This window comes from Paraburkholderia terrae, assembly GCF_002902925.1.
GTDB classification, from domain to species: Bacteria; Pseudomonadota; Gammaproteobacteria; order Burkholderiales; family Burkholderiaceae; genus Paraburkholderia; species Paraburkholderia terrae.
Genome location: NZ_CP026113.1, coordinates 2,615,589 through 2,636,382 on the forward strand (window position 1 = coordinate 2,615,589; position 20,794 = coordinate 2,636,382).

Annotated in this window: 16 protein-coding genes; 6 read left to right on the forward strand and 10 right to left on the reverse strand. The window is 63.1% G+C overall.

Annotation, left to right across the window (positions count from 1 at the left end):
* Window position 1: 1 nt before the first annotated feature.
* The 5 genes from C2L65_RS41470 to C2L65_RS41490 form a co-directional block, all read right to left on the reverse strand.
* Window positions 2–3,130, reverse strand: a complete 3,129-nt coding sequence (locus C2L65_RS41470) for an efflux RND transporter permease subunit (RefSeq protein WP_042305703.1) — start codon at window positions 3,128–3,130, stop codon at window positions 2–4.
* Window positions 3,131–3,157: 27 nt separating this feature from the next.
* Window positions 3,158–4,303 (reverse strand): efflux RND transporter periplasmic adaptor subunit, encoded by a 1,146-nt coding sequence (locus C2L65_RS41475; protein WP_042305704.1) that lies wholly within the window; start codon window positions 4,301–4,303, stop codon window positions 3,158–3,160.
* A 191-nt stretch (window positions 4,304–4,494) separates the two neighbouring features.
* Complete coding sequence (locus tag C2L65_RS41480; RefSeq protein WP_042305742.1) at window positions 4,495–6,015, reverse strand: efflux transporter outer membrane subunit; 1,521 nt, start codon at window positions 6,013–6,015, stop codon at window positions 4,495–4,497.
* Window positions 6,016–6,025: 10 nt separating this feature from the next.
* Window positions 6,026–9,184 (reverse strand): efflux RND transporter permease subunit, encoded by a 3,159-nt coding sequence (locus C2L65_RS41485; RefSeq protein WP_042305705.1) that lies wholly within the window; start codon window positions 9,182–9,184, stop codon window positions 6,026–6,028.
* Between the two features lie 13 nt (window positions 9,185–9,197).
* Entirely contained in the window at window positions 9,198–10,418 is a 1,221-nt protein-coding gene (locus C2L65_RS41490) for an efflux RND transporter periplasmic adaptor subunit (RefSeq protein WP_174485038.1), read from the reverse strand.
* A gap of 241 nt (window positions 10,419–10,659) precedes the next feature.
* Between C2L65_RS41490 and C2L65_RS41495 the strand changes: the two genes are divergently transcribed.
* The 3 genes from C2L65_RS41495 (at window position 10,660) to C2L65_RS41505 (ending at window position 13,499) form a co-directional block, all read left to right on the forward strand.
* Window positions 10,660–11,304, forward strand: a complete 645-nt coding sequence (locus tag C2L65_RS41495) for a TetR family transcriptional regulator (protein WP_009771406.1) — start codon at window positions 10,660–10,662, stop codon at window positions 11,302–11,304.
* A 174-nt stretch (window positions 11,305–11,478) separates the two neighbouring features.
* Window positions 11,479–12,249: a response regulator gene (locus C2L65_RS41500; protein ID WP_042305707.1), complete on the forward strand. Its 771-nt coding sequence runs from the start codon at window positions 11,479–11,481 to the stop codon at window positions 12,247–12,249.
* The gene (locus C2L65_RS41505; protein WP_042305708.1) at window positions 12,246–13,499 is read left to right on the forward strand and encodes an ATP-binding protein; all 1,254 of its coding nucleotides are present in this window, start codon (window positions 12,246–12,248) and stop codon (window positions 13,497–13,499) included. The genes C2L65_RS41500 and C2L65_RS41505 overlap by 4 nt, the downstream gene beginning before the upstream one ends.
* Before the next feature lie 68 nt (window positions 13,500–13,567).
* On the opposite strand, the gene C2L65_RS41510 is transcribed toward C2L65_RS41505, so the two are convergent.
* The 3 genes from C2L65_RS41510 to C2L65_RS41520 form a co-directional block, all read right to left on the reverse strand.
* A complete protein-coding gene (locus tag C2L65_RS41510; RefSeq protein WP_042305709.1) occupies window positions 13,568–13,987 on the reverse strand; it encodes an RcnB family protein in 420 nt (139 codons plus the stop codon).
* An 82-nt stretch (window positions 13,988–14,069) separates the two neighbouring features.
* Window positions 14,070–15,239, reverse strand: coding sequence for a M20 aminoacylase family protein (locus C2L65_RS41515; RefSeq protein ID WP_042305710.1), 1,170 nt, complete (start codon window positions 15,237–15,239; stop codon window positions 14,070–14,072).
* 37 nt (window positions 15,240–15,276) lie between these two features.
* Window positions 15,277–16,497, reverse strand: a complete 1,221-nt coding sequence (locus C2L65_RS41520; RefSeq protein WP_042305711.1) for a diaminopropionate ammonia-lyase — start codon at window positions 16,495–16,497, stop codon at window positions 15,277–15,279.
* Between the two features lie 170 nt (window positions 16,498–16,667).
* Here C2L65_RS41520 and C2L65_RS41525 point away from each other — a divergent pair, with 170 nt between their 5' ends.
* Complete coding sequence (locus C2L65_RS41525) at window positions 16,668–17,147, forward strand: Lrp/AsnC family transcriptional regulator (RefSeq protein ID WP_009771400.1); 480 nt, start codon at window positions 16,668–16,670, stop codon at window positions 17,145–17,147.
* A gap of 6 nt (window positions 17,148–17,153) precedes the next feature.
* Here C2L65_RS41525 and C2L65_RS41530 read toward each other — a convergent pair whose 3' ends face one another.
* Window positions 17,154–18,290: a branched-chain amino acid ABC transporter substrate-binding protein gene (locus C2L65_RS41530; protein ID WP_042305712.1), complete on the reverse strand. Its 1,137-nt coding sequence runs from the start codon at window positions 18,288–18,290 to the stop codon at window positions 17,154–17,156.
* 355 nt (window positions 18,291–18,645) lie between these two features.
* Here C2L65_RS41530 and C2L65_RS41535 point away from each other — a divergent pair, with 355 nt between their 5' ends.
* Both C2L65_RS41535 and C2L65_RS41540 read left to right on the forward strand, forming a co-directional pair.
* Window positions 18,646–19,173 carry a DUF6622 family protein gene (locus C2L65_RS41535; protein ID WP_042305713.1) on the forward strand — a complete coding sequence of 176 codons (528 nt, stop codon included), beginning with the start codon at window positions 18,646–18,648 and terminating at the stop codon, window positions 19,171–19,173.
* A 195-nt stretch (window positions 19,174–19,368) separates the two neighbouring features.
* Window positions 19,369–20,154 carry a DUF899 domain-containing protein gene (locus C2L65_RS41540; protein ID WP_042305714.1) on the forward strand — a complete coding sequence of 262 codons (786 nt, stop codon included), beginning with the start codon at window positions 19,369–19,371 and terminating at the stop codon, window positions 20,152–20,154.
* Window positions 20,155–20,167: 13 nt separating this feature from the next.
* Here C2L65_RS41540 and C2L65_RS41545 read toward each other — a convergent pair whose 3' ends face one another.
* Complete coding sequence (locus C2L65_RS41545) at window positions 20,168–20,770, reverse strand: DUF4136 domain-containing protein (RefSeq protein ID WP_042305743.1); 603 nt, start codon at window positions 20,768–20,770, stop codon at window positions 20,168–20,170.
* Between the last annotated feature and the right edge of the window lie 24 nt (window positions 20,771–20,794).

The window sequence follows — 20,794 nt, forward strand, 5'->3', positions numbered from 1 at the left end:
TTTAGCTCGCGTTCGTATCGCCGGACGGCGTGATCGCGGCACGCGTCGCAAGACGATGCAGCGCGAGGAAGATCACGGGCGTCGAGAACAGCGTGAGCAACTGACTCACCACTAGCCCGCCGATGATCGCGATGCCGAGCGGTTGCCGCAATTCGTGGCCCATGCCCGTGCCGAGCGCGAGCGGCAGCGCGCCGAACAGCGACGCGCAGGTCGTCATCAGGATCGGCCGGAAGCGCAGTTCGCACGCACGGCGCATCGCGTCGTGCGCGGTGAGGCCGAGCGTGCGCTCCTGTTCGAGCGCGAAGTCGACCATCATGATCGCGTTCTTCATCACGATGCCGACCAGCAGCACGATGCCGATCAGACCGATGATGTCCAGCTCGCCGCCGCAGAACAACAGCGCCGCGAGCGCGCCGCATGCGGCGGAAGGCAGCGTCGAGAGAATCGTCAGCGGATGGATCAGGCTTTCGTACAAGATGCCGAGCAGGATATACACGGCGATCAACGCGCCGACCAGCAACAAGGCTTCGTTGCCGAGCGACGTGCTGTAAAGCTGCGCCGCGCCTTCGAGGTTCATCTGCACGCTTGCGGGCGGGTTCAGCTTCGCTTCGATCGCCTCGATACGGTCGATGGCCGTGCCGAGCGTCACGCCATCCGCGAGATTGAACGACACATCCGCGTATGGAAACTGTGCCTGGCGTTGAATCGTCAACGGCGCGGCGGCGACCGTCGCGGTCGCGATGCTCGACAGCGGCGAGAGCGATGTCGACGTGCTGGTCGATGTCGAAGTGGAAGAAGAAGTCGATGAGGCGCTAGTCGTGCCCACATAAAGCCCGTCGAGCAACGCGAGCGGCGACTCGCCGACCAGCCGCACATCCGCGCCCAGCGTCACGTGATACTGGTTCACGTGCGTATAAATAGTCGAAATCTGCCTATCGCCGAACGCGTCGTAGAGCGCGTTGTCGATGTCCTGCGCGGTGAGGCCAAGTCGCGATGCCGTCGCGCGGTCGAAGTCGAACTTCAGCACGTTGCCTTGCTGTTGCGCCTGGCTTTGTACATCGGTGAACATCGAGTCGGCTCGTAGCGCAGCGAGCAGGCGCTGCGTCCATTCGTTGAGTTCGGCGCGGTCGGTAGCCTGCACGCCGACGCGGTAACTGTTCGCATTGATCTGATCGTCGAGCGTCAAGTCCTGCACGGGATGCAGATAGAGCTTGAGGTCGGCGCGCTGCGCGGCATCTTGCGTGAGCCTTTGAATCACGGAGCGGCTCGAATCCCCATCTTTCAGGCTGATGAGCATGCGGCCCTGGTTGATGGTCGGATTGTTCTGGTCGATACCGACGAACGACGACACATTGGCCACCGCACTATCACTCGCGACGCGGCCCGCGAGCGTGCGCGTCGATGCCGCCATCCGCTCGAACGACGCGCGCGGCGAACCGAGCGAAATCCCTTCGATCAGACCCGTGTCCTGCACCGGGAACAAACCCTTCGGCAACACGACGAACAGCACGACTGTCAGCAGCGTCGCGGCAGCAACAACCAGCAGCACCACCAGGCGATGCGCGAACGCCCAATCGAGTACACGTAGATAGCCGCGATTCAAACGCGCGAGCCAGTCTTTTGCGGCGGCATCGCTGTCGCTCGCGGCGTGATCGGCACGCAGCATGCGCGCGGCCATCATCGGCGTGAGCGTCAACGAGACCCACGCAGAAATCACGATCGCAATCGCCAGCGTCAGCGCAAACTCACGGAACAACCGGCCGATCACATCGGGCATGAAGAACAGCGGAATCAGCACGGCAACGAGCGCCACCGAGATCGACAGAATCGTGAAGCCGATTTGCCGCGCGCCCTTTAACGCCGCGTCCAAAGGCGTCTCACCATTCTCGATGTGGCGCATCACGTTTTCGAGCATCACGATTGCGTCGTCGACCACGAAGCCCGTCGCCACCGTCAGCGCCATCAACGTGAGGTTGTTGACGGAGAAGCCGAGCGCGTAGATGCCCGCCACCGTGCCGACCAGCGCGAACGGCACCGTCACGGCGGGAATCAGCGTGAATTCGAGCCGCCGCAGAAACACGAACACGACCATCACGACGAGCGCGATCGCGGCGGCCAGTTCCATCTTCACGTCATGCACGGAAGCGCGGATGGTCTGCGTGCGGTCACTGAGCACGCTGATTTTCACAGTCGCGGGCAACGACGCGCGCAGTTGCGGCAACAGCGCTTCGATCCGGTCGACAACTTCGATCACGTTCGCGCCCGGCTGCCGCTGCACGTTGATGATGATCGCGGGCGTCGCGCCACTCCATGCGGCCTGGCGCGGATTTTCAGCCGTCTCCGAAATCTTCGCGACATCGGAGAGACGCACGGGGGCGCCGTTGCGATACGAGAGCACGAGGTCCTGGTAATCGGTGGCGGACGTCAGTTGGTCGTTTGCGTCGATCGTGAAAGCCTGCAACGGGCCGTCGATCGTGCCTTTCGCGCTGTTCACGTTCGCGTCGCCAACCGCCGTGCGCGCATCTTCGAGCGACAGGCCCATCGCGTTGAGCGCCCGCGTGTCGGTCTGCACGCGCACAGCAGGCCGCGCGCCGCCCGACAGCGTGACGAGCCCGACGCCCGACACCTGCGAGAGCTTCTGCGCAATGCGCGTATCCGTCAGGTCTTCGACACGCGTGAGCGGCAACGCATCCGATGTGACCGCGAGCGTTAGCACGGCCGTATCGGCGGGATTGACCTTGCTGTAGACAGGCGGATACGGCAGGTTCGTCGGCAGCGTGCTGTTCGCGCTGTTGATCGCGGCCTGCACTTCCTGTTCGGCTTCGTCGAGATTGGTCGAGGTCTGGAACTGCAACGTGACGAGCGACACGCCGAGCGAACTCGTCGAATTCATGCGCTTCAGTCCCGCCATCTGCCCGAACTGCTTTTCGAGCGGCGCGGTGACGGAGGTGCTGATCACATCGGGCGATGCGCCGGGATACTGCGTGTAGACCTGGATCGTCGGATAGTCGATTTCGGGCAACGCGGAAACCGGCATCAGCCGGTAAGCGATCAGGCCGATCAGCAGCAGGGCAAGCGTCATCAAACCCGTCGCGACAGGACGGCGGATGAACGGGCGGGAAATATCCATCGGTATCTTTGGGTTCGGAAGCGCGCGTCAGGGGCGAACGATCTTCACGGCGCTGCCGTCGTCGAGCTTGTCCGCGCCGTCTAAAACGATCACGTCGCCCGCCTTGAGACCGCCTTGCTCGACAACAGTCGCGTCGCTGTACGCGACGCCCGCCGTCACGCGGCGCAGCGCGACCTTGCCTTCGCCCTGCTTCGCGTCGGCGGAGCTCAGCGTCAGCACGAAATCGCCCGATGCGCCGTGCTGGATCGCGACCGTCGGCACGGTCAACGCGTCGCGTAAGGTGCCGACCGTCATCCGCACGTTGACGAAGCGGTTCGGAAACAGCCGGCCGTCGCGGTTCGGCGCGCTCGCCTTCAGCTTGACCGTGCCCGTTGTCGTGTCGGCCTGGTTGTCGATAGCAGCGAGCGTCGCGTGATCGAGCACGGTGCGCTTGTCGCGCGCGAAAATCTCGACGGGCAACGCGCCCTTGTCGTGAAACGCATCGACCACGGCGCCCATCCTGTCTTCGGGCAGCGCGTAGACGACGGTGGTCGGCGAGTCGCTGGTGATGGTCGCGATGCCCGTCGTGTCGCTCGTCGTCACGTAGTTGCCGGCGTCGGTAGACAGCAGGCCGATCGTGCCGTCCATCGGCGCGACGATCTCGCAGTAGCCGACCTGTACCTGAAGATTCGCGACGCTGCCCTGATCTGCCTTGACGGTGCCTTGATACTGGCGCAGCGTCGCGCGCTGCGTGTCGAGCGTCTGATGCGAAATCGAGCCGCCATCGATCAGGCTTTCGTAACGCGTCAGGTCGGCGCGCGCATTGGCGAGCAGCGCTTCATCGTGGTCGAGCGTGCCTTGCGCTTCCAGCAACTGCGCGCGCAGCGCGCGTGAATCGATCCGCGCAATCGGCTGCCCCGCTTTCACGCGCTGGCCTTCTTTCACGAGCATCGCTTCGAGCGTGCCGTTGACCTGCGTTTTCACGGTGACAGTGGCGCGCGGCGTGACGGTGCCGAGCGCATCGAGTTGCAGCGGCACGTCGGCGCGCGTTACCGTGCCGATGGTGACAGGCGTGACTTGTGCAACGGGATGCGGCGGCTTGTGAAGCGCGGCAAACGCCTGCCAGACGACAACGCCAGCAGCAACGACGCCTGCGGCGATCAACACACGACGGATTGGACGATTGAATTTCACGCGGAGATTTGTCGGCGCTCAGGCCGTTCAACGGTTTGCCAAACGGAATAAAAGAACGACGCCACGCGGGCGTCGCCGGAAAGCAGCGCCGCGCCTCACGCGAGGATCGGCAACTGCTCAGGAGATGAAGGGGAATGTAGCAACGGGAAAGCGCGCCCAGGTTTAGCGCGCTTAGCAGGTGTTTCAGCGTGTTACGGCTGCGCGGCGACGCGCGTGGGCTGTTGAGGCTGCGCGGCTTGCTGCGCGTAGGGTGCATCGGCGGAACGGGGCGTGTCGCCCGTGCGCTCGATCCAGCCGCCGCCAAGATACTGATAGAGATCGACCAGATTGGTCAGCCGGTTCAGCGATGCCGTAATCAGCGACTGTTGCGCCGAGTACAGATCGGTCTGCGCGGTCAGCACGTTCAGGTAACTGTCCACGCCTTGGCGATAGCGCAGATCCGACAGATCATAGCGACGCTGCTGCGACTCGACGTTCTCCTGCAACGCCTTGATCTGCCGGTCGTACGTGCCGCGCGCCGCCAGCCCGTCTGAGACTTCGCGAAACGCCGTCTGGATCGCCTTCTCATACTGCGCGACCGCGACGTTCTTTTCGAGCTTCGCGAGATCGAGGTTCGCTCGATTCTCGCCGCCCTTGAAGATCGGCACCGAGATCGTCGGCCCGAAGCTCCATGCGAGTTGGCCGGGCTTGAACAACGTGCCGAGGCTCGCGCTCGCCGTGCCGAAGTCGCCTGTCAGCGAGATGCTCGGGAAGAACGCCGCGCGCGCCGCGCCGATATTCGCGTTCGCGCCGATCAGCGTCGCTTCGGCTTCCATGATGTCGGGACGCCGCATCAGCAAATCGGACGGCAGGCCCGCCGGAACATCCGCCAGCAGTTGCTGGCTGGCGAGCGGCAAGCCTTGCGGCAGGTCGGCAGGCAGCGGCGCGCCGACCAGCAGCACCAGCGCGTTCTCCGCCTGCGCGCGCGAACGCTGCTGGCTTTCGTAGTTCGCCTGCGCCTGCTGCATCGTGCCTGCCGCTTCGCGCAGATCGAGTTCGGAGCCTGTGCCCGTGTCGTACTGGAGCTTCGTCAGTTCGTACGAGCGGCGCGCCGTGTCGTACGTGTTCTTCGTGCTTGCCAGCATTTCGTCGTAGGCGACGAGCGTCAGGTATTGATCGGCGACTTGCGAGACGAGCAGGATTTCTTCCGCCTTGCGCGCCTGCGCCGTCGAGAAATACGTCTGCAGCGTCTGCTCGGCGAGGCTGCGCACCTTGCCGAAGAAGTCGAGTTCCCATGAAGCGCTCGCCGCCACCTGATAGTCGGCGCCCACGGTCGCCTTGCCGACGTACGACAGGTCCTTCGGCGTGCGACTGCGCGTGCCCGTGCCATCGACGGAAAGCGACGGCATCAGGTCCGCGCGTTGAATGCGGTATTGCGCCCGTGCTTCTTCGACCTTGAGCGCCGACACACGCAAGTCGCGGTTGTTCTGCAACGCGAGTTCGATCAGCCCTTGCAGGCGCGGATCGACGAAGAACTCGCGCCAGCCGATGTCAACAGCAGAGTGGTCATTAGCCGTGCGCGTTGCTGTGCCCTTCGCGGGCTGGTTGTCGTAGACGCCGCCTTGCGGAAAGGTCGCCGCGACAGGCGCGGCCGGACGCTCATAAGTCGGCGCGAGCGTGCAGCCCGTCGCGAAGAGCGCGGCGGCGAGCGTCGTCAGTAGTGTTCTGTTCATATGCTTGTCCTTACTGGGCCGTTTCTTCTTCGACGTCGTGTTCGGCGCCATGCGGTGTCGAGTCGTCGCGCGAGAACTTCTCGCGGATCACGACGTAGAACATCGGGATCATAAAAACGGCGAGGAACGTGGCCGTCAGCATCCCGCCGATCACGCCCGTGCCGATTGCGTGCTGGCTCGACGAACCGGCGCCGTTGCTGATCGCGAGCGGCAGCACGCCGAGCACGAACGCCAGCGACGTCATCAGGATCGGACGCAGCCGCAAGCGCGCCGCTTCGAGTGCGGCCTGCACGGCCGTCATGCCTTCTTTGATCTGCAATTCGCGCGCAAACTCGACGATCAGAATCGCGTTCTTCGCGGACAAACCGACGGTGGTCAGCAAGCCGACCTGGAAGAACACGTCGTTCTCCAGCCCGCGCATCGTGACGGCAAGCAATGCGCCGATCACGCCGAGCGGCACGACGAGAATCACCGCGAACGGAATCGACCAGCTTTCGTACAACGCGGCGAGACACAGGAACACGACGAGGATCGAGATGCCGTACAGAATCGGCGCCTGCGAACCCGATTGGCGTTCCTGGAACGACAGGCCCGTCCATTCGTAGCCGATGCCTTGCGGCAGCTTCGCGGCGAGCGCTTCCATCGCGGTCATCGCCTGGCCCGTACTCTTGCCTGCGGACGCCTGCCCCTGGATTTCGACCGACGAGATGCCGTTATAGCGTTCGAGCTTCGGCGAGCCGTAGACCCAGTGTCCCGACGCCACCGACGTCAGCGGCATCATCGAACCCGAACTGCCGCGCACGTACCACTTGCTCATGTCTTCGGGCGTCATGCGGAACGGCGCGTCGCCTTGCAGATAGACCTTCTTGATCCGGCCATCGGTATCGAGGAAGTTGTTAACGTACGCCGATGCCCAAGCAATCGAGAACGTCTGGTCGATGTCCGACACAGTGACGCCGAGCGCCTGCGCTTTCTCGCGGTCGATATCGACCTTGAACTGCGGCGTGTCGGACAGCCCGTTCGGACGCACCAGCGCCAATGACGGATCTTTCGCGGCCATGCCGAGCAACTGGTTGCGCGCGGCCATCAGCGCGTCGTGGCCGAGACCGGCGTTGTCCGTCAACTCGAAGTCGAAGCCCGACGCCGTGCCGAGTTCGGGAATCGACGGCGGGTTCACGGCCAGCACGGTCGCGTCTTTGTACGACGCGTAGTGCCCGAACACGCGGCCCACCAGCGCCTGCACTTTCTGGTTCGCATGCTGACGCTGCGAGTAGTCCTTCATCCGCACGAACGCGATACCTGCGTTCTGGCCGCGGCCCGCGAAGCTGAAGCCGTTCACGGTGAACACCGAGTCGACGATGTCTTTTTCGTCGTGAAGCAGATAGTCGGTGACGTTCTTCAGCGTGCGCGCCGTGGTCTCCTGCGTCGAGCCGGGCGGCGTCTGCACGAGCACGAACATCGTGCCCTGATCTTCATCGGGCAGGAACGACTTCGGCAGACGCATGAACAGGAAACCCACGCCTACGATCACCGCGAGATACAGCACGAGCCAACGCCCCGAACGGCGGATCACATGCTGCACACCCGAGTGATACTTGTCGCGGCCGTTGTCGAAGGTGCGGTTGAACCAGCCGAAGAAGCCCTTTGTCGTGCCGTGATGGCCTTTCGGGATCGGCTTGAGAATGGTCGCGCACAGCGCAGGCGTGAGAACCAGCGCAACGAGCACGGACAGCACCATCGCCGCCACAATCGTCAGCGAGAACTGACGGTAGATCGCGCCGACCGATCCACCCGAGAACGCAACAGGCACGAACACAGCCGACAGCACCAGCGCCACGCCGACCAGCGCGCCCGTGATCTGGCCCATCGCCTTGCGAGTGGCCTCTCTTGGCGATAGCCCTTCCTCGGACATCACGCGCTCGACGTTCTCGACCACCACGATTGCATCGTCCACCAGCAGGCCGATGGCGAGCACGAGACCGAACATCGACAGCGTGTTGATCGAGAAGCCCGCCGCGCTCATGATCGCGAACGTGCCGAGCAGCACCACAGGCACGGCAATCGTCGGAATCAACGTCGCGCGCAGGTTCTGCAGGAACAGATACATCACGAGGAACACCAGCACGATGCCTTCGAGCAGCGTCTTCACCACTTCCTCGATCGACATCTTCACGAACGGCGTCGTGTCGTACGGATACTGCACGACGAGACCATGCGGGAAGTTCTTCGACAGTGCGTCGATCTTCGCGCGCACCAGTTTCGCCGTCTGCAGCGCGTTCGCACCCGTTGCGAGCTGGATGCCGAAGCCCGCTGTCGGCTGGCCGTTGTACTTGGTGTCGAAGTTGTAGTTCTCACCGCCCAGATCGATGCGCGCAACGTCCTTGATGCGCACCTGCGAGCCGTCCTGATTGACCTTCAGCAGCACGTTGCCGAACTGTTCCTGCGTTTGCAGCAAGGTGGCCTGCGTGATGGTCGCCTGTAACACCTGGCCGGGCACGGAAGGCGTGCCGCCGAGCGAACCCGCTGCCACCTGCACGTTCTGATTCGTCAACGCGGTTTCCACGTCAACAGGCGTGAGGCTGTACTGGTTCAGCTTGTTCGCATCGAGCCAGACGCGCATCGCGAATTGCGAGCCGAACAGCTGCACGGTGCCAACGCCATCGACGCGGCTCACGGGGTCTTCGACATGCGAAGCCACATAGTTCGCGAGGTCGTAGCGGTCCATGCTGCCGTCCGTCGATACGAACGCCATCACCAGCAGGAAGCTGCTGCTCGACTTCGTCACCTTGGTGCCCTGCTGCTGGACGGATTCAGGCAGCAGCGGCGTCGCGAGCTGCAGCTTGTTCTGCACCTGCACCTGCGCGATGTCGGGGTTGGTGCCCGCCGCGAAGGTCAGCGTAATCGTCGCGTTGCCGGAGTCGTCGCTCGATGACGACATATAGAGCAGATGGTCGAGACCGCTCATCTGCTGCTCGATCACCTGCGTAACGGTGTTTTCCACCGTTTTCGCCGATGCGCCCGGATACGTCGCGCTGATCTGCACGGCGGGCGGCGCGATGGTCGGATACTGCGCGATAGGCAGATTGAAAATCGAAGCGACGCCCGCGAGCATCAGAATGATTGCGATAACCCAAGCAAAAATGGGCCTGTCGATAAAGAACTTTGCCATTTAAACGCCCTCGTTACTGCGCGCTGTGCGCGTCGGATGCGGGCGCTGCGGCTGCTGTTTGTGCTGCCGGGTCGGTGTTCGGCAATTGCGCGTCGACCGTCTTCACGGTCATGCCGGGGCGCACCTTGTCGACGCCTTGCACGATCACGCGGTCGCCCGTTTGCAGGCCGCTCTCGACCACCCAGTTCGCGCCATACGTGCCCGATGTCACCAGTTGCCGCGTCGCGACCTTGCCGTCCGCGCCCACCACGAGCGCCGTCGGATCGCCCTTCTGGTCGTGCGTGACGCCCTGTTGCGGCACGACGTACGCCTGCTCGTTGATGCCTTCCTCGATCTTCGCGCGCACATACATGCCCGGCAGCAACACGCGCTGCGCGTTGTCGAACAGCGCGCGCACGGTGACGGAGCCTGTGGTCTGGTCGACCGTGACGTCGGAGAATTCGAGCTTGCCGGTGCCGCCATAGGGACGGCCGTCTTCGAGAATCAGCGTGACCTTGGCCGCGTTCGGGCCGCTCGTCTTGAGCCGCCCTTCCTGCGCGTCGCGGCGCAGCTTGAGGCCGACCAGACTCGATTGCGTGAGGTCCACGTAGACGGGATCGAGCTGTTGCACGGTGGCGAGCAGCGTTGCGGCGCTCGACTGCACATACGCGCCTTCCGTCACCGACGACTTGCCGATGCGCCCCGAAATCGGCGAGGTCACGTCGGTATAGCCAAGGTTGATCTGCGCCGTTTCGACGGCGGCCTTGCCCGACGCGACGTCAGCGGCGGCCTGGCCTTCGGAGGCGACGGCGTTGTCGTAGTCCTGCTTGCTGATCGCGTTCGCTGCCACCAGCACCTTGTAGCGCTCGGCTTCCGCATGCGTCGACACGAGCGACGCCTGTGCCTTCGCGAGCGTCGCCTTCGCGCTGTTCAATGAGGCGATGTAGGGCGCGGGATCGATCTTGTAGAGCATCTGTCCCGCCTTGACTTCGCTGCCTTCCGTGAACGCGCGCTTCAACACGATGCCGTCGACACGTGCCCGCACTTCAGCGACGAGATGCGCGCTCACGCGACCCGGCAATTCGACGGTGACGGGCACGCCCGTCGGCTTGATGCTGACGACGCCAACTTCGGGCGTCTGTTGAGGGGGCGCGGCGGGCTTGTCGCTGCACGCGGCGAGGAACGGGATTACAGCGGAGATCGCAGCCGTGGCCGCGAGCATACGAAAGTTACGGTTCTTTAATAGCGCTGGCATCGTACAAAGTTGTTTGAATTGAACGGGGCCGGCGCGCAACGAGTGTTGATCCAACACGCACCGACACGATAAGGTCGTGACGATAGGGGTTGTTCGCCTTTCTCGGGTTACAGCCACCAGGCTGCCGTAAGACTTGTTAATCCAACGCGGCGTCGCGCCGACTACGATGGCCGCGTGATTCACACGGTCGCTGCGCGGATTCGCGTGCGCGGCGCCGAACGGCAGGAGAAAGGCACCCGTCATGGGACGAACGAAGCAACAGGCGCTCGACACGCGGGCAAAGATCATCGACGCCGCCGAGCGCGTGTTCTTCGTGCGTGGCTTTGCGCGCGCCGCGCTGGAAGACATTGCGTCGGAAGCGGGCGTGACGCGCGGCGCCGTCTACGGTCACTTCAGAAACAAGGAGGCCGTGTTTCAGGCGATCTACGAGTGCGCGGACATGCCGCTCGATCCATTCGTCGTACAGTCTTGCGAGCAGGACGCCGATCCGTTGCAGCATCTGCATGCGCAATTGCTTCAGCGTCTGCGGGACGCGCTGTATCTGCGGCGCGCGCGGCGTCTGTACAGCATCGCGCTGACGAAGTGCGAGGTGACGGCGGAGACGGCGGCGTTTTACGAGCGCGTCGCGATGGCCGCGTTGCGCGCCGAAGCACAGATCGATGCGGCGCTAAGGGCCGCGTCGCTGCGCGGACAGTTGCCGCCCGACGTCGATACGCGCGCCGCCGCTGGTTTCATTCACGCGGCGCTGACTGGGTTTTTGCACAAGCGATTGTTGATGTCGGCCGAGTCGCGCGCCGACCTTGAAGCGGAGCAGACGCTCGCTTCGGCGCTAAGGTGCGTGGGCGCAAACACCACATTCACCGCGTTGGAACCCGCCCGAGCCTGATTGCGCGGCGTTGGGGACGGCCGCCGCCATCCGTTAAGACTTGGTAAGACTTGCTAAGTCCCCCGAACCGGGGCCGCACCGCGTTGCGCTATAGTCATAGGCACATCCGATACCTGGCGGCAACGTCGCTGCCCCGCCCAACGCGGCGAAGCGCCGGCGCAGCCCGCTCACACCATGCCCGACACGCCCATTCAGGTGCTGCTCGTCGACGACGACGCCGACCTGCGCGACCTGCTTCGCAACTTCTTCCAGCAACGCGGCATCGAATTCTCGGTGCTGCACGACGCCACGCATCTCGCGCGCAGGCTTGAACGCGAGCGTCCGTCGATCATCGTGCTCGACCTGATGATGCCCGGCGTCGACGGGCTCACCGCGCTCAAGCAGTTGCGCGCAAGCGGCGACACGATTCCCGTCGTCATGCTGACGGCGCGCGCCGATGGCGTCGATCGCGTGATCGGCCTCGAACTCGGCGCGGACGATTATCTCGGCAAGCCGTTCATGCCGCAGGAATTGCTCGCGCGCATTCATGCCGTGCTGCGCCGCCATAAGCTGCATCCCGAAGCGCCGCCTGCCGAGCATCGCGAGGCGCTCGTGTTTGGACGCTTCCGGCTCGACTTCGCATCGCGCACGCTCTTTTGCGACAACGAACCCGTCAAGCTGACGGGGAGCGAATATGCGCTGCTCGAAGTGTTCGCGCAGCATCCGATGGAAACGCTGTCGCGCACGCGCATCGTTGATCTGCTGCACGGTCCGGATTCGGAAGTGACGGAACGCGGCATCGACGTGCCCGTGTGGCGTCTGCGGCGTCTGCTCGAAGACGACCCCGCTGCTCCGCGCCGCATTCAGACGATGCGTGGCATCGGCTATATGTTCGTGCCGGGCGAAGGCGGTGAAGTCGGCGATGGCGGCGACGCTAGCAAAGGCGACGACAGCGCATCGCAATGAAAAACCCGTTCAATACGCTTTTCGGCCGTCTCGCGACGCTGACGGTCGGCCTGATCGTGGCCGTACACGTGACGTCGCTATTCGTCGTCGACCGCGATCGCGGCCATATTGACGCCGAGCATGCGCGCCGCGACGTGCTGCTGGCCGTGCAGGCCAAGCACGATGGCGAGGCAACCGCACGACACGTAGCGCAGACGCTCGGCATCGAATTTGTCCCCGATGCCGACGCGATCCGCCTGGGTTGTCCGAACCAGTGCGAGGGCTCCAACGCGCCATTCGAGCATGATCTGTTGCCGCGCCTGCCCGAGGGCAGCCGCGTCGTGTTCGATCCGCACACGGGCTCGCTGTGGATACGGTACGGCAACGAGCCGTACTGGCTCTTCATGCGCAACGCGAATCTGCCGGGCATGCGCTTTCTCGGCTCGTCGCTGGTGATGCTGGTGCTGGCCGTTTGCGCGGCGCTGCTGGCCGCGTGGCAGTTTCAGCGTCCGTTGCACAGGCTGGCGGACGCAGCGCGCGAATTCAGAGTCGGCCGGCGCGTGCCGCCCGTGACGCCGAGTGGTCCCGCCGAAATGCGCGCGCTGATCGGCGACTTCAACCAGATGATGCGCGAACTCGCGCAGTCCGAGCAGGAACGCGCCGTGATGCTGGCGGGCGTCGCACACGATCTGCGCGCGCCGATCACGCGCATGCAAGTGCGCGCGGACCTGCTGCCCGACGCGGCGAACCGCAGCGGCTTCCTGCGCGATGCCGAGTCGCTGTCACGCATCGTCACGCAGTTTCTCGACTATGCACGCGATACGGCCGATCCTTCGCCGCACGCGAATGTCGATGCGCATTGCCGCCGTCACTATGGCGACGGACTCGACGACGAAGCACTCGTACGTCTGCATCTGAATGCGGGCGATGGCTTCAATCTGCCGCTCGTGGACCTCGACCGGATACTGTCGAATCTGATCGAAAACGCGATGAACTACGGCGAGCCGCCCGTCGAGATTTCGACGTCCGCGCATAACGGCGTCTACACGCTCATCGTGCGCGATCATGGACGCGGCATTCCGCGCGAACAGCTCGAACGCGCGTTGCAGCCGTTCACGCGGCTCGATCCGGCGCGCGGCGGCGACGCGCATTGCGGGCTGGGCCTCGCGATCGTGCGACGGCTCACGCGCTATAACGGTGGACAGTTCGAATGCGACAACGCGCCCGATGGCGGGTTTCGCGTGACGCTGACGTTTGGGCGCGAAGCCTAGCGGCGCGCTTTTTTTTCACGCACGCCCTAAACGAAATGCCGCCCGTGATGGGCGGCATTTTTCATGGATCAACGGTGCGGCGCAAGCAGGATGCTCGAAATCACGCCCGTCGCGATCGCGGCGAGCACGAAGTCGCCATTGACCTGCACCCATTGATAACCCGACGGCGGCGGCTGAAGATCATACCCACGCCAGTCGTCGACGACATATTGCGGACCGCGATAGTCGGGTGGCAAGCGGTCGCCGCGATGCCAGTCGCGGTGCGGCACCGGACGATGCGACGCATCGGCGCGGACCGGGCCGCCAGCGTGCTGCGGACCACCGGGGCCGCCGGGACCGCCGGGGCCACCATCGGGACCGCCGCGCTCGTCGGCAGCGGGATGACGGCCCGGACCGCCGTCATCGCCCGGCGCGTATTGCGCGAACGCCTGAGTTTGAGCAACAACACACGAAGCAGCAAGCAACAATACAGATACAGCTTTTTTCATCAAACACTCCCCCAAATAAAGTGAGAGTGTTTTCTGGCGCAACGATTCAAACGACGTCCTTACTGTGTCTTACGGGCGGCTTTTATGCTTGCTCCACCGGCAGTTCGAGACGCGCCAGCTCCGCGAAATATCGCGCGCCCGTCAGCAGGATATCGTCGTTGAAATCGTAGGTTGCGTTGTGCAAAGGCACGCAGCCCTTCTCCGCCGCGTCGCCATTACCGATGAAAATGAAGTTACCGGGCACGGCCTGCAAAAACGCGCCGAAGTCTTCGGAGATCATCATTGGCGGCACGTTGGCGTCGACGTTTTCCGCACCCGCGATATTGCGCGCCGCGTTCACCGCCACATCGACACATTGTGCCGAGTTCACCGTCGGCGCGAACTCGTGCGTGTATTCGAAGGTGCAATCCGCACCATGCGCCCGGCAGATGCCTTCGCTCACTTCGCGCATGCGGGTTTCGAGCAGCGTTTGCACTTCACGCGAATAACTACGCGTATCGCCCTTGATAGTCACGTTCGACGGGATCACGTTTCTGAGTCCATCCGTAATGAACTCCGTGCAAGAGATTACCGCTTGCAGACCCGGATCAAGATTGCGCGATACGATCGTCTGCAATGCGAGCACGATCTGCGATGCGATGACGATGGGATCATTGCCCATATGCGGACGAGCCGCGTGCGTGCCGCGTCCCTTGATGTGAATGACGAAGTTATCTTCGCTCGCCATGATGCCGCCCGCGCGCGTCGCAAATGTTCCAGCGCGCATGCCGGGCATATTGTGTGCGCCGAAAATGGCATCGACGGGAAAGCGCTCGAACAGTCCGTCCGACATCATCGCCTTCGCGCCTCGTCCATGTTCTTCAGCGGGCTGGAAGATGAAGCGCACCGTGCCGTTGAAATCGCGCCGCTCGGCCAGTAGCCGCGCTGCGCCCAGAATCATCGACATATGTCCGTCGTGTCCGCACGCATGCATCTTTCCCGGCGTACGCGATGCATGCGTGCGCGCGGGCGCGTGCTCGGTGATGTTCAGCGCGTCCATATCGGCGCGCAGTCCGATCGCGCGCTTGCCGTCGCCGACCGTCAGGTTCGCAACCAGCCCCGTTCCACCGATGCCGCGATGCACGTCGAGCCCCAAGGTCGCGAGAATGTTCGCGACATAGTCGGATGTGTTCACCTCTTCGAAACCCGTCTCGGGATATTGATGCAGATGCTGGCGCCAGCTCTTCAATTGTCCCTGCAGCGTGCTTTCCATATCGGTTGTCCTTGTCGATTGGATTCGGATGCGCCGGTTAGCGGACGCAGCTTTGCTTCCACGCCTGCTGACGCGCGGCCACTTCTTGCGCAGACTCGCCGACGAACTGCGCATAAGCGGCGGGTGCCGTCGCGCCTTCCGTGTTGATGACGAGCACGCGCGCGTTGCAATCCAGGCCTGCCGCGCGCGCGAGTTCGCCATCTCGCATCAATGCGCAAAGGCCTGCGAAGCCCGCCGCGCCCGATTCACCGGCGACGAGCGGCACGTCATCGCCTGCGCCCTTTGCGAGGCGGCGCATTGCATCGACTGCGTCGTCGTCATCGATCAGCATGAAATCGTCGATGCATTGCTCCAGGATCTTCCACGCGAGCGGCGATGTTTCGCCGCAGGCGAGACCCGCCATCACGGAATCGACCGATCCCGTCGCTCTCGCCGCATGTCCGGCGATGGCGCTCTGATACAGGCAGTCCGCCTGGCGTGGTTCGACAACGATGAAGCGCGGCCTTTGCGCGCCACCGCGCTCCCAAAGATAACTCGCGACGCCCGCCGCAAGTCCGCCGACGCCGCCTTGCAAGAAGACATGCGTACACGCTGGCGCATCCGTGGATTGCTCGATGACTTCAGCGGCAATCGTGCCGTAGCCCTGCATGACGTCTCGCGGAATCGCTTCATAGCCGTCGTACGACGTGTCCGAAACCACATGCCAACCGTTGTTCTTCGCGAGCGTCGCAGCGTGTTCGACCGATTCGTCGTAGTTGCCTGTGATGCGGACGATGCGCGCGCCATACGCAGCAATCGCCTGTTCACGCTCGACGCTGACGTTCGCATGCAGCACGATCACGCAATGGCAACCGATGCTCTGCGCCGCGGCCGCGAGCGCCTTGCCGTGATTGCCGTCTGTCGCGCTGATGACCGTGAGATTCGCGAGCATCTCCGCATAGCGTCCTTCGATAAGCGCCTGCGGTTCGATGTCGTGCGCGTGCCATAGACGCATGACGAGACGCATCAACGCGATCGGCGCGCCCAACGCCTTGAAGCTGCCCAGCGGCGAGCGGAACGACTCGTCCTTCACGTACAGACGCGCGATGCCGAGTTGCGAAGCCGCATCCGTCAGCTCCCACAGAGGCGTGGCTTGCTGGCTAATGAGTTCCCAGCCTGACAGCCAGACGCGGCTTTGATCCGCAGATTCGACGTTGAGTATGGTCCGCAGCGTGTCCGGGTAGGCGACGTGAATGGCGCGGGGATTGGAGATCAGCATCCGTGGTTGCTCCAGAAATCGGACCGCTCGAAGGTCCGTTGATCAAAACTAAACGCGTTTGCGCGCAAAGCCATGATGAAATGATATTGCGCGACACCATCAATAAAGTCTCGAAGTTCGGCCTTATCGTGCAAAAATATCTCTCACACTACGGCCCCAACGCGAAAACCATGGCTACCCAACTCGACAACTTCGACCGCAAGCTTCTGATGGAAGTCCAGCGCGATGCGCAGATTCCCCAGACCGAACTCGGTGTGCGCGTCAATCTGTCGACGGCCGCCGTCAACCGGAGATTGCGCCGTCTCGCGGATGAAGGGGTGATCGACCGCTACTCGGCGATCGTCGCGCCCGAGAAAGTGGATTACCCGCTGACGATCGTCGCGAACGTCGAGGTCGAGAGCGAGCAGATCGATCTGCTCGACGCGATGAAACGGACGTTCGCGCAGTGTCCGCAAATCCAGCAGTGCTACTACGTCGCGGGCGAATGGGACTTCGTGCTGGTGATGACGGTACGCAACATGGACCAATACACCGAACTCACGCGGCAACTCTTCTTTTCCAACAACAACGTCAAGCGCTTCAAGACGCTGGTGAGCATGAGCCGCGTGAAAGTGGGCCTGGGCGTGCCCGTCGATATCGTCGACGAATGACGCGTCTTATCGCACGACGGAGCGGTCGGTCCAGTTGCCCTGATCGAACTGCCGAACGGTAATCGCACCGTTACGGATATCGCCTTTCTCGTCGAACTGGATCGGACCCGTGACGCCGTCGAGCTTCGCCGCGCGCAGCTTCGGCAGATAGGCTTTCGGATCGGTCGATCCCGCCGCCTGCATCGCATTCGCGATGGCGATCACCGCGTCGTAGGCGTATGGCGCGTATAGCTGCACAGGAACGCCAAAGCGTTGCTCATAGCGTTTGAAGAACTCCGGCCCTTGCGGCATCTTGGCTGGCGGCACGCCTGCCAGCGTGCAGTACGTGTCGCTGCTCATCGACGCGCCCGCCAGCTTGATGAACTGCGGCGTACATGCTTCATCGCCTGCGACGAACTTGACCTTCAGCCCGAGCTTCTGCGCCTGCTGCACGAATGCGGCGGCCTGCGTGTCGCCGCCCGTGAATGCGATGCCGTCCGGTTGACGGCTCTTGATGGTCGTGAGAATCGCCATCCAGTTGGTCGTCTTGTCGGTGCCATATTCGCGCGCGACCACGTTACCGCCCGCCGCCTTGACCGCCTTTTCGACCTCGTCGGCAAGACCTTGCCCGTATGCCGTGCGGTCGTCGACGATCGCGATTTTCCGCGCGCCGAGATCGTGAACCAGATACGTGCCGATCACGGTGCCCTGTCTCACGTCGTTGGCAACCATGCGGAACACGTTCGTGAAGCCTTGCTGCGTCAGTTTCGGATTGGTGGCGGACTCGGTGATCATCGGCACGCCCGCATCCGAATAGATTTTCGATGCCGGAATCGACGTGCCCGAATTCGCATGCCCAACGACGCCCGCTACGCCGTCGTCGATCAGTTTCTGCGCGACGGTCACGGCTGTTTTCGGATCGGCTGCATCGTCCTGCGAATCGAGGACGAACGTGACGCTCTGTCCATTGATGCGGATTTTCCGGCTGTTCAGATCCTCGATCGCGAGGCGCACGCCGTTTTCGTCGTCTTTGCCGATGTGTGACAGCTCACCCGTCAAAGGCGAAACTTGTCCGATCTTCACGGTGAGATCCGCTTGTGCCGCGAGCGGCTGCAATGCAAGCGCGGTGAGCGTCAGAAGCGATAGGGGTCGAAGTGTTTGCATGGTCGTCAGCTTGAAGAGTGGGCTCGCGCTCGGGGATGGACGTTTTCGCCATCCGGATTTGGCCTTGGGCTGCTTTGCAAGGTTGTATCGATCGTATTCGCGCGCCCTGATAGCCAAAATTTGCAGCTCGCCCGTTGCCGCAAAATCCAGTCGATACAGCGGACGTTTGAGAGATTTTTTATCGCGCCGCCGGTTTTCGCCTGCTTCCGCCCGAATCGGGCCTGATTTCACCAAAGCACGCGCCCTCATTCTTCGCTAATTCCCCGCCTATACGATGCACGTCATTCGCTAGTGCAGTCCGTCATCACCGATCCGAAAACATTTCGTCTGACGCATTCGTCTGAAGGAGATCATCATGTCACTCGCAGCCATCATTCACGGCACGCCCATCTGGGTTTGGGTGTTGCTCGTCTACCTGCTTTCGCGCGGGTTCAAGGCCATGAACAGCGGCACCGCGCCGCTTTCCCGCCTGGCCATTGTGCCGCTCGTTTTCACGGTCTGGGGCATTGCGCACCTGGTAACAGACCCGCTGACAGGTTGGGCCGACGCGATCGTCTGGGTGGTCGCCGCGCTCGTGGGCGTCGCGGCTGGCGTGTTCATGGCGAGCCGCACGCGCTTCATCGTCGATCCGATCGCGAACACCGTCATGCTGCCCGGCTCCATGCTGCCGCTGGCGCTGATCGTCATCACCTTCGCGGCCAAGTTCTGGCTCGGCGTCGAACTGGCGACGGCAACCAGTCTCGCGTCGCTCGGCACGTATATGTTGATCAGCGCAGCCGTATCGGGCGCCGTGGCAGGCATGTTCGCCGGTCGCTTCCTGACCTACTGGCGAGCCATGAGCGCGCGCCGCATTCTCCGGACCTGCTCGCAGCAAGGCGCGTAAGCGGAGAACTGGCGGAAGCGGGCACGTCCGTTGCGACCCGTGACTCAAAGAAATATCGCCAAACTTGTTACTCCCAGCGTTCGCTTTCCGGGTCCAGACTGTCTCTCGGCAAGCAATGCGCGATGAACAACCAACGAAGCCGCGCCTCATCCCCGAGGCGCGGCAACTTGTTCAAATCAGGAGGTCGCAAGCGCCATGACTACATCGGACGAAAGCGGAAGCAAAGGCGGACAACGGGCGATGCGCACACCACCCGTCGTATCGCCGCAGGAATGGGAAACCGCGCGCGAGCAATTGCTCGTGAAGGAAAAAGCCCACACGCGCGCCCGCGACGCGCTCGCCGCCGAGCGCCGCCGCATGCCGTGGACGGCCGTCGACAAGACCTACGCATTCGAAGGGCCATCAGGCAAGCTCAGTCTGCTGGACCTGTTCGACGGCCGGCGTCAGCTGATCGTGTATCGCGCGTTTTATGAACCGGGCGTGTTCGGATGGCCCGAGCATGCGTGCCGCGGATGCTCGATGGTGGCCGACCAGGTCGCTCATATCGCCCACCTGAACGCCCGCGACACGACGCTCGTTTTTGTTTCGCGCGCGCCTCAGGCGGACATCGAGCGATTGAAGGCGCGTATGGGCTGGCAGATTCCGTGGTTCACGATCACGGATAGCTTCGACACCGACTTCGGCGTCGGCGAATGGCACGGCACGAACGTGTTCTATCGCGACGGCAACCGGATATTCCGCACCTACTTCATCAACAATCGCGGCGACGAGCAGATGGGCGGCACGTGGAATTATCTCGACATCACGCCGCTAGGCCGGCAAGAGGTCTGGGAAGATTCACCCGAAGGCTATCCGCAGACGCCGACCTACAAGTGGTGGAACTGGCACGACAGCTATGTCGACGACGCGCCGCCCGATAAGAAGTGGGTCGAGATATCGGACGCTGGCGAGGCGGCATTCAGGAACAAGCCCGAGGCGTAAGCGCTGCGGCAGGTCATTTGTCGATCTGCTTAACCATGACCACTTCCGGCCTGCCCGCCGCTTCGCCGCTGCGCAGTTTCACGCGCCAGCTTCCGTATCCGGCAAACGGAAACTGCGCAAACGCGCTTTTGACGAGCCATGGAATGGGATGCAACGCATCAGCATTGCGGTCATGGCTCGTCGCCGTGACCTTGTAGACTTCCTTGCCGGTCGCGGCGTCGAAGAGTCGCAAGGTCATCGAATGCTGATACTCGCGCCCGAAGAGCGAAAAGCCCGGCTTCGCAACGCCGTTGCAGGCTGAATCCGCGCAGTCGCCCGCAATCACGCCGACGGCAGCCGGCCGCGTATCGTACGCGAGCGAGAGCATGTAACTAGCGCGCTCCGCCGATCGATCGACAAGCCCGTAATTGCCAAGCTCGCTGTGAATCAGCGCCTCGTACTGCTCGCGCGCGGCGCCCGTTTCCTGCGACGGCGTCTGCACGATCGCATACGTGCGCTCGCCCTGCAGCACGACGGGCGTTCCCGACACCTGCACGTCCGTCGTCACGCCCGCGCATCCCGCGAGACCCGCCACGCCCGCGACAACCACGACAGCACAACATAGCGTCTTCTTCACATTCTTCTCGCTTCGATCGAATAC

Bases quoted from the DNA above. Each gene is read 5' to 3' on its own strand.
- C2L65_RS41525 (WP_009771400.1), top strand. From the start codon at position 16,668: ATGGCTACCCAACTCGACAACTTCGACCGCAAGCTTCTGATGGAAGTC.
- C2L65_RS41520 (WP_042305711.1), bottom strand. From the start codon at position 16,497: ATGCTGATCTCCAATCCCCGCGCCATTCACGTCGCCTACCCGGACACG.
- C2L65_RS41480 (WP_042305742.1), bottom strand. From the start codon at position 6,015: ATGAACAGAACACTACTGACGACGCTCGCCGCCGCGCTCTTCGCGACG.
- C2L65_RS41535 (WP_042305713.1), top strand. From the start codon at position 18,646: ATGTCACTCGCAGCCATCATTCACGGCACGCCCATCTGGGTTTGGGTG.
- C2L65_RS41505 (WP_042305708.1), top strand. From the start codon at position 12,246: ATGAAAAACCCGTTCAATACGCTTTTCGGCCGTCTCGCGACGCTGACG.
- C2L65_RS41510 (WP_042305709.1), bottom strand. From the start codon at position 13,987: ATGAAAAAAGCTGTATCTGTATTGTTGCTTGCTGCTTCGTGTGTTGTT.
- C2L65_RS41485 (WP_042305705.1), bottom strand. From the start codon at position 9,184: ATGGCAAAGTTCTTTATCGACAGGCCCATTTTTGCTTGGGTTATCGCA.
- C2L65_RS41530 (WP_042305712.1), bottom strand. From the start codon at position 18,290: ATGCAAACACTTCGACCCCTATCGCTTCTGACGCTCACCGCGCTTGCA.
- C2L65_RS41490 (WP_174485038.1), bottom strand. From the start codon at position 10,418: ATGCCAGCGCTATTAAAGAACCGTAACTTTCGTATGCTCGCGGCCACG.
- C2L65_RS41495 (WP_009771406.1), top strand. From the start codon at position 10,660: ATGGGACGAACGAAGCAACAGGCGCTCGACACGCGGGCAAAGATCATC.
- C2L65_RS41470 (WP_042305703.1), bottom strand. From the start codon at position 3,130: ATGGATATTTCCCGCCCGTTCATCCGCCGTCCTGTCGCGACGGGTTTG.
- C2L65_RS41515 (WP_042305710.1), bottom strand. From the start codon at position 15,239: ATGGAAAGCACGCTGCAGGGACAATTGAAGAGCTGGCGCCAGCATCTG.
- C2L65_RS41540 (WP_042305714.1), top strand. From the start codon at position 19,369: ATGACTACATCGGACGAAAGCGGAAGCAAAGGCGGACAACGGGCGATG.
- C2L65_RS41500 (WP_042305707.1), top strand. From the start codon at position 11,479: ATGCCCGACACGCCCATTCAGGTGCTGCTCGTCGACGACGACGCCGAC.